Genomic DNA, 10,825 nt, shown 5'->3' on the forward strand with positions numbered 1-10,825 from the left:
TCAAACCTCGATCGTTTTCGGACGGCGGCGTTCGAACCACATCACGATCATCAGACGCGTCACAAAGATCGCGGTGAAGACCGAGGTCAGAATACCCAGACCAAGCGTAATGGAGAAGCCGCGCACGGGACCACTGCCCATGGCAAACAGGATGGTTGCGGTAATGAATGTGGTCACGTTAGCGTCCAGAATGGCTGAAAGCGCTTTTTCGTATCCCAGCTCGATGGCACGCGCCGGACCTTTGGCAGATTTCAACTCTTCGCGGATACGCTCGAAGATCAGCACGTTGGCGTCAACTGCCATGCCCACCGTCAGCACGATACCCGCGATCCCGGGCAAGGTCAGCGTGGCGCCGATCAGTGAGAGCAGGCCAAACAAAAGCCCCACGTTCAAGATCAGCGCAACATTGGCGAAGATGCCGAACAGGCCGTAGCTGAGAGCCATGAATACCAACACGGCGACAAAGGCCACGATTGTCGCGACTTTACCTGCGTCGATACTGTCCTGACCCAGCTCAGGGCCGATGGTGCGCTCTTCCAGGAAATCCAGACCTGCAGGCAAGGCACCTGCGCGCAGCAGAACGGCCAAATTGGTGCTTTCTTCAACTGTGAAGTTGCCAGTGATGATGCCCGAACCACCTGGGATATGGCTTTGGATTACAGGGGCCGAGATCACCTCGTCATCCAGGACGATAGCAAAGGGTGCGCCAATGTTTTCCAGCGTGTAATCGCCGAATTTGCGCGCGCCAGAGGTGTTGAACCGGAAGCTGACCGCAGGGCGGCCGTTCTGGTCGAAAGATGGCTGCGCGTCGACCAATTCTTCACCGGTCACGACGGGTGCGGCGTCCAGAGTGTAATACACACCATCTTCATCGATCGATGGCACAAGCTTCTCGCCAACTCCCGGAATGGCATCCGGGTCAGTCCCGCGTCCAACGACAGGATTGAACGTCAACTGTGCCGTCGTGCCGATAATCTCTTTGAGCTCCCCGGCGCTGCCGATGCCGGGCACCTGAATCAGGATACGATCAGCGCCCTGACGCTGGATCGTTGGTTCGCGTGTGCCAACCTCGTCGATCCGACGGCGGATGATCTCAAGGGACTGGCGCACGGTGCGGTCATCCGAAGCAAGCTTTTCGGCCTCGGACAGTTGGACAACGATAGTGTCCCCCTCGGCGCGAGCCTCTATATCTGTTGCCCCTGCCCCGGTCAGCGTCTGCACCTGTCGGGCCAGACCGCGCACAACCTCTAATGCGCGGGACATGCCCTCGGGTTGGCTGATGCGCACGCGAATCTCGTCAGGCGCCGAATCCTGACGACGGATCGTGCCGACCGTCGCGCGTTCATCACGCAGCGCGTCGCGGATTTCGGGCCACATCGCCTCCATCCGGGATTCGTAGACATCATCAACCTTGACCTCGGCCAGCAAATGCGCGCCGCCGCGCAAGTCGAGCCCGAGATTGACCAGAGACGACGGCAGCCAATTCGGCCATTGCGCGGCCTCGGCCTGCATTTCAGGTGTATCAATGCCAAGCTCAATCGCAGCCTTGGCATCGTTAGATTGTTCGACGCGCGTATAAAACGCATTCGGCAGGGCAAGGAATAGACCGATCAAACAGACCGACCAGATCAGAACCCGCTTCCAGGAATCAATTTGCAGCATTACCCTGCCTTTTCAAGGAATTGTCGCGCGAAGTTACTTCGCAGGTTCGGTCTTGTTCAGAACCTGAGCGATGGTCGATTTGACCACGCGAACCTTAACGCCCTCGGCGATCTCGACTTCGATCTCGTTATCGCCTTCCTTGACCTTCGACACCTTGCCGATCAGCCCGCCTTGGGTGACAACCTGATCGCCCCGGCGCACGGCTTCGACCATGGCCTGATGTTCCTTCATCTTTTTCTGCTGCGGACGGATCAGCAGAAAATACATAATCGCGAAGATCAGGATCAACGGGAGAAACTGGGCGATTGCGCCACCTTCCATGGGATATTCCTTTGTTCTGATGATGCAGAGAGCTCTCTGCAAAGTTTGCGGGAACCTATGCTTTGAAACATGGGTTTGCAAGCAAACCTGGCCCCATTTCGACCATCGGGTTCAAAGGTTTGCTGCCGGACGTTGCAGATATGTTCTAGGCAGACCCTTCCAGTCAGATATAGTCCTGTGGCAGGAGGCCTAATGATTCAATCAATCCAGACCCTTGGCGCATTTGTTCGCCTGATGCTCGTGACAACCTGTATAGGTCTTTTGGCGTCGCCCGTATGGGCACAGAACGCCACTAGCGAAGAGCCTGCTATAGAAGACACTGAATCAGAGATTTTTCAGGCTCCGGTTATCGTTGACGGCGACACCTTGTTTCACCTGCGCGGCTCCAGCGCGCTGCCCGCTCCGGAACGGGCCGCGAGTGTACAGAACAAGATCATCGAAATCGCCGAGGCCTCAGACGCCGAGCAGGTCTCCATAACCTTCGAGGACTCAGAGTTCGGCATTCGAATCTTTGCCGATGGTGTTCAAGTTTCGATCGTGACCGATGCCGATTCCGAGCTTGAGCAGATGGACTTGAACGTTCTCAGTTTGTTGCACGGCGACGCTATTAAACAATCCATTGAAAGCTATCGCGCAAACCGCACTGAACAGGCGCGTGTTTCGGGTGCCATCGAAGCCTTAGCATGGACAGCTGGATTCGCGCTTTTTGTCGTCGTTATCCTGTGGCTGCACCGGCGCATTCGCCGCCGTACGCTGAAACTGGTCAAGCGTTACCTCAAGGATGTCGAAACCGCGACCGCAAAAAGCGTTCAGGCCGAGGCCATCGCCGCGTTGATCCGGTATGCTCTGAATTTTGTCCTGCTGGTGATCTTTTTCCTCGGCTTCTACTACTACCTTTCCTTCGTTCTGCTTGCCTTTGCCGAGACGCGCTATTTCGCGCAACTCCTGCTGACCTACTTGACCGAGCCGGTCCTGCTGATCTTCAAAGGCATCCTCAGCTACATCCCAAACCTGATCATGTTGATACTGATCGCATGGATAACGCTGTATATTATCCGGGGCATGCGTGTGTTCTTTGACGCCGTCGAGGCGGGAACCTTTGACATGGGCGATTTTGAAAGCCACTGGGTGAACCCGACCTTCAACATCGCCCGCGTCGTCGTTATCCTGATCGCTCTGGTCTTTGCTGTCCCTTACATCCCCGGGTCAGACTCGGCGGCGTTTCAGGGGCTGACGATTCTGGTTGGTGCCATGCTGTCGCTGGGCGCAAACTCGGTCGTCTCGAACATGCTGGCGGGGCTCTTCGTGATCTATCGCCGCTCAACTTCGATCGGGGATCGGATCCAGATCGGGGAACATATTGGCGATGTGGTGCAGATCAAGCTGATGGAGACGCACCTTAAGTCCATCAAGAACGAACTGATCTCGATCCCGAACGCCCAGTTGATGAATTCGGACGTGGTGAATTTCTCGAAGAGAACCGACGGTAGCGGGTTGCTGCTGCACACGACCGTAGGCATCGGGTACGAAGAGCCACCCGAGAAAGTTGAGGCAATGCTGATAGAAGCCGCCCATCGCACCAAGGGGATCAAGGCAAAGCCCGAACCCTTTGTTTTATGGACCGCATTGGCCGATTACGCGATAAACTATCAGATCAACGGTTATACCACGCGGGGCAGTATCATCCCGAAAATCCGCTCGGACCTGCATCGCAACATCGTGGCCGTGTTCAATGAGAATAACGTGCAGATCATGACACCTTCGTACATGGCCGACCCGCCCGAGCCGAAAATCCCAACCGAAGAGTGGGATGGCCATCTGGCGCATGAATCCCACGAGGAATCGGATAAGTCGTAACCGGTGCTACACCCTGCCATTCAGATGGTGCATAAGCGGATTCAGTGATTCACGCAGTTAAGGATCTGAACCATGCACGACATCCGCGCCATACGCGAAAACCCAGCCGCCTTCGACGCCGCCCTTGCGCGCCGCGGGGACGCGCCGGTGTCGTCAGACCTGCTGAGGCTGGACGAAAGCCGCCGCGCCAAGATTCTGGCTGCTGAGACAGCTCAGGCCGAGCAGAACAAGGCCTCCAAGGAGGTTGGCGCTGCCAAAGGGCGCGGGGATGAAGCTGAATTCGAACGCCTGCGCGCTCTGGTCGCCGAGAAAAAGGCCGAAGTGGCCCGGATGCAGACCGAAGCCAAGGATCTGGACGCTCTGCTGGCCGACCAGCTGATCCGCATCGCGAACCTGCCCGCCGAGGATGTGCCCGAAGGCGCGGATGAGAACGACAATGTCGAAATCAACCGCTGGGGCACACCACGCGAATTGGATTTCGAGACGAAAGAGCATTTTGAAATCGATGCCGTTCAGAATGGCATGGATTTTGAGACGGCTGCCAAACTCTCCGGCTCGCGCTTTGTGCTGCTGTCGGGCGGCGTCGCTCGCATCCATCGAGCTTTGGCGCAGTTCATGCTGGACACCCATATCAACGAGAATGATCTGACCGAGGTCAACGGCCCGGTTCTGGTTCTCTCGGAAATGATGCAGGGCACCGGCCAGTTGCCGAAGTTTGGAGAAGACAGCTATCAGACCCGCGAAGGCTGGTGGTTGATTCCAACCTCCGAAGTGTCGCTGACCAACATCGTCAACGACACGATGATCGAGGAGAGTTACCTGCCTCGCCGCTATACCGCGCATTCGCTGTGCTTCCGGTCCGAGGCTGGTAGTGCGGGCAAGGACACACGCGGGATGCTGCGGCAGCACCAGTTCGAAAAGGTCGAGATGGTCTCGGTCACCCATCCGGACAAGTCGGATGATGAACAGAAGCGTATGCTGCGCTGCGCCGAAGGCATTCTCGAAAAGCTGGGCATCCCCTATCGCACCGTGATCTTGTGCACCGGCGACATGGGCTTTGGTGCACGACGCACTTACGACATCGAGGCGTGGCTGCCGGGCCAAAATACCTATCGCGAGATCAGCTCGGTCTCGACATGCGGGGATTTTCAGGCGCGCCGCATGAATGCGCGCTTCCGGCCAGAGGCCGGGGGCAAGCCAGAATATGTCCATACCCTGAATGGTTCGGGCCTGGCCGTGGGGCGCTGCCTGATAGCTGTGTTGGAAAATGGTCAGAATGCGGATGGGACGGTCACCCTGCCCGAGGTTCTGGCACCCTATCTGGGCGGCAAGCTAACCCTTCAGACCAACGGCACGCTGACATAAAAAAACCGGCGCATTTAGGCGCCGGTTTCCGATCAGACAAGGCGGAGAAGTATCACTTCTTCGCCTTTTTCTTATCTTTCTTCTTTCCGGGCTTCTTGTCGGACTTCTTCTTATCAGACTTCTTATCGTCCTTCTTTTTGGCGTCCTTTTTCTTAACGTCTTTTTTGGGCTTCTTGTTTTTCTTACCCTTCTTGGACTTTTCTTTGACCTTTTCCTTAGCTTTGGAAAACACCGCCTCCATTTCAGACTTCTTCTTGGCCGCCTTTTCAGCCTTGGCCTTGGCTTTCGCCTTTTTCTTTGCTTTGGCCTCGGCAGCGGCCTGTTCTGCCGCCGCGCGCTCCTTTGCCGCCTTACGCTCGGCCTCGGCCTTGTTCGCAGCCGCATTGCTTTTGGCTGTCGCGCGCTGCACAGCCGATTTCCGCTCTGCAGGCTTGCGGGTAGCAGCGCGGGGCGCGGGCTTGGGCTTGGCACCAACGACTTCTTTCGCAGCCGCGATCAGCTTAGCCGCGCGAGTGGAACCGACCCGCGGGGTGCCGGACAGATCTTCCGGTTTGGCCTTGGCAATGGCTTCTGCTGTTTTGTAGCCCTTTGCATTAAAGGCCTTTGCCAGCGCTGGCCCTACGCCACGCACCTCAGTAACTGCGGTCATTTCGTTTCCTTTCGTTAACTCCCCCAGATTGTAAACGCACAGCACATACGTTCCTGCGAGAGCGCCAATTCAAGAATTAGATAGGAGGTTACCCGCTTTCGGCCAGGCGATGGCCTGCAGTCCGGCTGGGAAATGGGACAAGTCTTTTGGCATCTTCATCCCATAGTTTCAGATTCAGCGCCGCCACTGCCTCGGGAAACTTAATCCGTCGCGGTGTGTATTCTGGCGGCAGGTTATAGTGGCACGCGCGCAGCCGGTAAGATGGGATGCGGGCATTGAAATGGTGGATGTCATGCAATGTGATGCAGGCCACCGCATTATCGAACCACCAGCCGAAATCCAGCGCCGAGGACCCCTCCAACGCAGCCAGCTTCGGATCCAGTTCGGGGCGGCGATCCCAGTAGGTGTCTTCGAAATTGTGCTGCAAATACACCAGGAACACCCCAAGCATCCCGCCCAGCAGCGAAAACACCAGCCAGACCAGAATGCCGGTGGCACCGGCGATCAAATACAGCAGCCCCAAAAACACAACAATCGAGAGGTTGTGCAGCACCACGCCCATCACGCCGAACCGCACGGTGTTCTTGGGCCAGCGATAGCGGATGAAGTATGTGAATAGCGCGCCAACCGGCACCAGAATGAAGGGATTCCGATACAGTCGGTAAAACAAACGCTTTTTCCAATCCGCCTCGTTCCATTCGCGCAGCGTCATGGTGTGGATTTCACCGGTCTCGCGATGCTCGAGGTTGCCGATTCCGGCGTGATGCAGATTGTGGTTCTGCTTCATCACCTCGAACGGGGCAAATGTGAAGGGCGATAACCCATGGCCAGCCCATTCGTTCTGCTCGCGCGTTTCAAACAACGAATGGTGCCCGCAATCATGCTGCAGGACATAGAGACGCACGGCAGAGAAGGCAAAAACGATCCCGGCCGGGATCATGATGTACCAGCGGTCGACATAGGTGATCGCCAATGTAAGCGATGCGAAATACACCGCGAATGTTCCGAAATAACTTAGCGCGGCAAGCTTGTTGTCCTGTACCGCGTATTGTCTTGTATATTCTCTCAGATCCATCACGCCCGCTCCCCACGGAGGTCCGACCAATCACAAATTCAAAATTAAGTGCGGAGATCCCGCAAACAAGCAGCACGTGCAAAACAAATGCACGTGCTTGAATGCTAACGCGCAGAAACGGGGCTGTCACGCCCCCTCTCTGAAAATGCTTGAAATTAGCGCAGTTACGCCCGTCCCTTGAGATGCTTGGCCAGTGCGCCTGCGTTTTTCTTGCGCCGCCCTTTGTAGGGGTTCTTGTCCCCTTGCCCGCGCAAAGTCAGGCGGATCGGAGTGCCCGGCATATCAAAATCCTCGCGCAGGCCATTGACCAGATAACGCGAATAGCTGTCAGGCATCTTGTCAGGGTGCGAGCACATGACCACAAACCCCGGCGGACGGGTCTTGGCCTGCGTCATATACCGCAGCTTGATCCGGCGCCCCTGCGGGGCTGGCGGCGGGTGCTGTTCCAGCATGGCGGTCAGCCAACGGTTCAGCGCAGCGGTCGGCACGCGGCGGTTCCACACGTCATGGGCACGCAATATCGCGGCGCGCAAACGTTCCAAACCGCGGCCTGTTTTAGCGGAGACTGTGATCAGCGGCGCTCCACGCAACTGCGGCAGCAGACGTTCGAAGGATTCTTTCAGATCGCGCAGCTTTTCCTGTTTGTCTTCTTCGATGTCCCATTTGTTGACGGCGACGACCACAGCACGACCCTCACGTTCGGCCAGATCGGCAATGCGCAGGTCCTGTTGCTCGAATGGGATAGCCGCATCCAGCAACACGACGACGACCTCGGCAAACTTGACTGCGCGCAGCCCGTCGGAAACCGAGAGTTTCTCAAGCTTCTCCTGCACCTTGGCCTTCTTCCGCATCCCGGCGGTATCAAAAATCCGCATCGGGGTGCTGTCCCCATCAGGGTCGGCCCAGTCGATCCGCAAGCTGATCGCGTCGCGCGTGATCCCGGCCTCGGGGCCGGTCAGCAGTCGATCCTCGCCGATGATCTTGTTGATCAGGGTGGATTTACCGGCATTCGGACGACCAACTACAGCGACTTGCAGGGGTTTGTCAGCGGTGATCAGCGGGGCTTCGCCTTCCCCGTCTTCGTCCAGCTCGATATCGGTTTGCGGCGTCTCTTCTATGCGCGCCTCTTCAGCCGCGTCAGCCAGTGGCATCAATTGCGCATAGAGGTCCGTCATCCCCTCGCCATGTTCGCCCGACAGACGCACCGGCTCGCCAAGGCCTAGGTTGTATGCTTCAAGCACGCCCGCATCAGCCGCGTTCCCTTCGGCCTTGTTCGCTGCCAGGATCACGTGTTTGGAGCGCTTACGCAGAATCTCGGCGAACATTTCGTCCGTGGGCGTCAAGCCCACCCGCGCGTCAATCATGAACAGGCAGACATCGGCCATGTCCACTGCACGCTCGGTCAGGCGGCGCATCCGACCTTGCAAGCTGTCATCGGTTGCGTCCTCAAGACCCGCCGTGTCGATCACGGTAAAACGCAAGTCGCCCAGCCGCCCTTCACCTTCGCGCAGGTCACGCGTTACGCCGGGCTGGTCGTCGACCAATGCCAGGCGTTTGCCCACAAGGCGATTGAACAGAGTGGATTTGCCCACATTCGGGCGCCCCACGATGGCGAGGGTCAGCGACATGATACTCAACTTTCAAGACTCAAGATGCGCCCTTTAACGCATCTTGTCGTCAACGGAAAGCGTGCAGTTCGCCCTTGGTCGACACAACATACAGCGTCTGACCCGCCACAACCGGTGCCGTGGTCGCGCCACCCGGCACTTCGACCTGATGCACCAGCGCTCCGTCGACGGGATTGAAGAAGCGCAGATAGCCGTCGTTCGAAGCCACGACAAGGCGTCCACCGGCCATGATCGGGCCGTAATGGGCAAAGATCGGACCTCGGCGGCCCGGCTTGTTCTTGACGAAGCCCGGCAGATCGATGGCCCAGACAGTCGAGCCATCGGCTGCATCCAACCGTACCAATTGACTGCGATCACTGATCAGAAAAACACTGTTCCCCGCCGGCCAGACTGTATCAACGGCCCCCTCCGGTGCAGTCCAGTTCCGCTCACCCGAATTCCCGTCGAAGGAAACCGTGCGCCCCGAGTGGTTGCCGATTATGACCGAACTACCCGACACCATGGGCCCGGCGGTCACATCCACGATCTGAGCTGCCGCTCGGCCCCGACGCCCGCCTGCAACGGACGCGTTCCAGCGTAAAATACCGCCCCGGCGGAATGTTGCCGCGACATCACCCGATCCAAAGGCAAAGACTGACAAGTCCGAGGCAATCACGGGCGCAGGTGCACCCAGAACGTTGCCGACGCTCGGCGTGCCTTCGATTTGCCAGATGATCCGCCCATCCTTGGTATTCACCGCCCAACCGGTTTCGTCCCCGGCCACCAGATAGAGTATGCCGCCGCTAACCAAAGGAGCACCGCTGCCAGTTGCATTCAGACGTTTCTGCCACCTTTGCGCCCCGGATTTCGCATCGAGCGCGGTCAGCCTACCGAAACCCGACGAGACATAAAGCACACCGTCGGCATAGGCGAGCCCTCCGCCTGTGGCATCCCCGTCCTTTTCATTCGGCGGGATCAGGTTTGTGCTCCAGGCGACCTGCCCTTGGGGCGTAACAGCCGAGACATTTGCCCCGGAATCGAGCGTATATATCAGGCCACCAGCAACAACAGGGTCTGCGGTGATCCGCTGTTTTCGGCTATCGCCGGACCCAATGTTAGCAGACCAAATACGCTGCGGTGTGGCACTCAGCGCTGCGTTGGTAGTGCGGAAGGCGGGTGTACCCGCGCTTTGCGACCAGTTGGCGTTGCGGCTTTGAGCCGGAATATTGATCGGTTTGGCGCCACGGGTTTCCACGGTTTCGTTGTCGATGGAGGCACGAATATCCTCACGCTCACCCGGCAGAATGACTTCGGGTTCCTGACAGGCGCTGAGAACGGTGAGCGCGGCTGCCGCAACGGGCAATCCGAAGCCTGAGAAATAACGTGATAGCATAATCTACAAACTCGCCTGTGATGTTCCGTTTCGCTGCCGGTTAACCCTGCTGGTTCGCCACGGGCTCGGGTTCGCCCCCAAGCGCGACGATCAGTTGAGCCGCGCGCTGTTGCAGATCGACGCTGGCCTCGGCGTCCTGGCGCAACGCTTGCAAACGGTCCAAAGCGGCTTGCGTATTGCCCTCGGCCACATCGATCAGGGCCAATTGTTCTTCGGCGAGCAGACGCAACGGAGCACCAGGTATGGCCAGCGCTTCGAACTGTTGACGACGATCCGCCACTGGCATCGTGTCAGTTTGCAGTAGCAATGCCTTGAAACTTGCAATCGCGCGATAGATTTCGGGCAAATCCCCCTGCGTGGCGATCGCGTTCAGACTGTTCACCGCATCTTGCGCCGATCCGGCCTCGGCCTGAGAGGCGGACAGCAACATGTTCAAAACCGCGTCACCGCCGACAGACGCAGCATCGATCGCCTGCAGGCTTTGTGCCCGTTCGGCCGATCCGTTTTCAGCCAGCGCCGACAGAATCGCATCACCCAGAGCCTCGGCCTGGTTGGTATCACGTGCTTTTCGGTATTCGTTGAACGCAGCACCCCCGACAATGGCCACGACAGCCAGCACACCGACCCAGCCCCAACGGCGCAAAAGAAGGTACATGCGATCGCGGCGCACCTCTTCGGTGACCTCTTCAATAAAACTGTCGGCGTCGCTCATCCCTGCCCCCAGGCTTAAGTGTCCGGTTTTCTAGCGCCATGTCATACCCCGGCGATCAGGCCAAGCCAAGTGCCCGAATTCATACATTTGCCACCATGTGGGTGACCCTTGCGTAAAAAACTAAACCGAACTATTCAGTTCAGTATGGAAAAGACATGGCCACAGCCCCATTTTAAGGGATAGC

At 57.8% G+C, this 10,825-nt stretch carries 9 protein-coding genes; 2 read left to right on the forward strand and 7 right to left on the reverse strand.

Translation table 11 applies throughout. From position 1 onward, the window contains the following. Together secD and yajC are read right to left on the reverse strand one after the other, a co-directional pair. Window positions 1-1,662 (reverse strand): protein translocase subunit SecD, encoded by a 1,662-nt coding sequence (secD, locus tag ACR0AW_RS04665; RefSeq protein WP_170733401.1) that lies wholly within the window; start codon window positions 1,660-1,662, stop codon window positions 1-3. A gap of 33 nt (window positions 1,663-1,695) precedes the next feature. Further along, window positions 1,696-1,983, reverse strand: coding sequence for a preprotein translocase subunit YajC (gene yajC, locus ACR0AW_RS04670; RefSeq protein ID WP_155151194.1), 288 nt, complete (start codon window positions 1,981-1,983; stop codon window positions 1,696-1,698). A gap of 192 nt (window positions 1,984-2,175) precedes the next feature. Between yajC and ACR0AW_RS04675 the strand changes: the two genes are divergently transcribed. Then, on the forward strand, window positions 2,176-3,840 hold the full coding sequence (locus ACR0AW_RS04675) for a mechanosensitive ion channel family protein (RefSeq protein ID WP_480438678.1): 1,665 nt from the start codon (window positions 2,176-2,178) through the stop codon (window positions 3,838-3,840). 72 nt (window positions 3,841-3,912) lie between these two features. Then, window positions 3,913-5,205, forward strand: a complete 1,293-nt coding sequence (gene serS / locus ACR0AW_RS04680; RefSeq protein ID WP_480438680.1) for a serine--tRNA ligase — start codon at window positions 3,913-3,915, stop codon at window positions 5,203-5,205. A 52-nt stretch (window positions 5,206-5,257) separates the two neighbouring features. Here serS and ACR0AW_RS04685 read toward each other — a convergent pair whose 3' ends face one another. From ACR0AW_RS04685 to ACR0AW_RS04705, 5 genes are all read right to left on the reverse strand, one after another. Continuing rightward, entirely contained in the window at window positions 5,258-5,854 is a 597-nt protein-coding gene (locus tag ACR0AW_RS04685) for a helix-hairpin-helix domain-containing protein (protein WP_480438682.1), read from the reverse strand. Window positions 5,855-5,942: 88 nt separating this feature from the next. Beyond that, on the reverse strand, window positions 5,943-6,929 hold the full coding sequence (locus tag ACR0AW_RS04690) for a fatty acid desaturase (protein WP_170396376.1): 987 nt from the start codon (window positions 6,927-6,929) through the stop codon (window positions 5,943-5,945). A gap of 164 nt (window positions 6,930-7,093) precedes the next feature. Further along, complete coding sequence (gene der, locus ACR0AW_RS04695) at window positions 7,094-8,557, reverse strand: ribosome biogenesis GTPase Der (RefSeq protein WP_480438684.1); 1,464 nt, start codon at window positions 8,555-8,557, stop codon at window positions 7,094-7,096. 49 nt (window positions 8,558-8,606) lie between these two features. Further along, window positions 8,607-9,929 carry a PQQ-like beta-propeller repeat protein gene (locus tag ACR0AW_RS04700; RefSeq protein ID WP_170733404.1) on the reverse strand — a complete coding sequence of 441 codons (1,323 nt, stop codon included), beginning with the start codon at window positions 9,927-9,929 and terminating at the stop codon, window positions 8,607-8,609. A gap of 40 nt (window positions 9,930-9,969) precedes the next feature. Continuing rightward, on the reverse strand, window positions 9,970-10,641 hold the full coding sequence (locus ACR0AW_RS04705; protein ID WP_170396370.1) for a hypothetical protein: 672 nt from the start codon (window positions 10,639-10,641) through the stop codon (window positions 9,970-9,972). Window positions 10,642-10,825 lie beyond the last annotated feature (184 nt).

Source organism: Ruegeria sp. C5, from assembly GCF_056537605.1.